Origin of the sequence: Caballeronia sp. LZ003 (genome assembly GCF_031451465.1) — a bacterium.
Taxonomy (GTDB): domain Bacteria; phylum Pseudomonadota; class Gammaproteobacteria; order Burkholderiales; family Burkholderiaceae; genus Caballeronia.
Genome location: NZ_JARUXJ010000045.1, coordinates 1 through 1363, shown reverse-complemented (window position 1 = coordinate 1363; position 1363 = coordinate 1). Strand labels below are relative to the sequence as shown.

Annotated in this window: 1 protein-coding gene; it reads right to left on the bottom strand. The window is 62.4% G+C overall.

Annotated elements, in window-relative coordinates; all coding sequences use genetic code 11:
* Window positions 1-1341 (bottom strand): phage tail length tape measure family protein (locus tag QCE79_RS32765; protein ID WP_309851573.1); only part of this gene is annotated, 1341 nt, incomplete at its 3' end.
* Window positions 1342-1363 lie beyond the last annotated feature (22 nt).

Sequence of the window (1363 nt, the reverse complement as noted above, 5' to 3'; positions counted from 1 at the left end):
CTGCCGCGAGCGCGCCGATTTCATGTACTCGGCATGATGATCCATCATCGCCTTGAACGTCTCAACGCTCTTTTGATGCGGATCGTTTTTTTCACTCGCTTTGAGCAATGTCTGCTGCAACTGCTCAAGCGCTTTGATCTTCTTGTCGAACGCCTCCGTGTTCATCCCGCCGGGATTTAACTCGGGATCGAGCAGTGCCGAGCGCGCCGCTGCCAGCTCGTCTTGCGCCTTTTGCAGAGCGTCGCCTTTGCCCGTCATGCCTCGCCAGAACCGGTCCCACTTCTGGCCGAGCGTTTCATAGCTTTGCGCCATTTCGCGGTTGTCGGACGCCACTGCCTGGCGTGCCCTCGCGCTTGCCGCCTGCACGAACGCCGCCCAAGCTCCTGCCTTGTCGCCCGACAACTCAAGGATGCGAATATGGTCGATCTGCGCTTGTCCAAGATCGTGATGGTCCTCGCGCCACTTGCGCGCAGCCTCCGCTGCATGACCGTACGATTGCAGGAACTGGCGTGCGACCTCCTCGACCACCTGGCCCGAAACTTTTGCGTAGGCCGCCACGCTCTCACCCGCCTGCTGCATGTCCGCGCCGGCCACATGCCCCGAACTGGCGAGCGCCATCAGCGCATCGCGCGCCTCGCTGACCGAGACGCCTACGTGACGCGAGATCGTGTCGGAATACGCTTGCAACTTGCCCTGCGTGAGCGCTGCATAGTTGCCCGTGAGCAGCATTGCGCGATCAAGCTTTTCCTGCTGCTCGGTCAACGAATGAATCGCGTGATACGCAGCAAAGCCGCTTGCGCCCAGCGCGCCGAGCGCTACGCCCGCCGGCCCACACAACATCGGCAACACATCGATGCGCTCGGCCAGCACCATGAGCGAGCCCATGAAGTTTTTCCAGCTGCCCTGCATCGCCTCGTGACCCAACACAAACAATTCGCGCCGGGCGGCCACCGACCCCGCTCCGAGATGATGCATGGCACGCGAGGCAGCTTCCGCCTTCGCAATCAACGGCTCCGCGGACTCGGCAATGCCGAGATTTGCCGCTCTCAAGCGCATCAGATCAAAGCGCGTCTTGCCCGCCGTGTCAGCAACCTTCTCAAACCCTTTCACCGCAGCGCTTACCTGCCGTGCCGTCGCGGCACTGCCGGACCTCGCCGCTTCCTCAAGCGCGCGGGCCGTGATGGCGCTGCTTGCCGCCATTTGCTGCTGAGACGCCTCATACTTGCTCGCGCTCGCTTGCTGATGCGCCACGAACCCGTTCGCGGCTCGCTTGGTGCGCTCCATGCCCGCTTCGAAACCACTCGCATCGACACTGACACGCGTGACCACTTCATTTGTCACAGCCGGCCTCCCTTAGCTTCCG